Origin of the sequence: Rheinheimera oceanensis (assembly GCF_018831085.1) — a bacterium.
GTDB classification, from domain to species: Bacteria; Pseudomonadota; Gammaproteobacteria; order Enterobacterales; family Alteromonadaceae; genus Alishewanella; species Alishewanella oceanensis.
The window spans coordinates 1-273 of record NZ_JAGPNM010000064.1 but is presented as its reverse complement, the minus strand read 5'-3'; the positions used below and the strand labels follow the sequence as shown (position 1 = coordinate 273).

The window sequence follows — 273 nt, the reverse complement described above, 5'->3', positions numbered from 1 at the left end:
ACACCGCATAGCCGAACGATTCGTTCATCGACTTGGTCGACCCGCCGAAGCGGTACTTGTAGCCGACCGGCCATGTCATGCCGTCGAGCGCCTGCTTGATGTCGCGCGCGACTTCGCCCTGCGACCGTCCGGCCGTATTGGCCGTCAGCTCGACCTCGCGGTTCAGGTCGCGGCGGCTGATCTGGTTGGCGCCGGTGGTCGGTACCAGCTCGGCGATCTGGCGCAGCGGCACCATCCGGGGCGAGCCGTCGGGGTTGGTCTGCGTGCTGGCGA

Annotated in this window: 1 protein-coding gene; it reads right to left on the bottom strand. The window is 67.8% G+C overall.

All coding sequences use genetic code 11. From position 1 onward, the window contains the following. On the bottom strand, nt 1–273 hold a 273-nt coding region (locus J3B89_RS21110), incomplete at both ends, for an efflux RND transporter permease subunit (protein ID WP_215768322.1).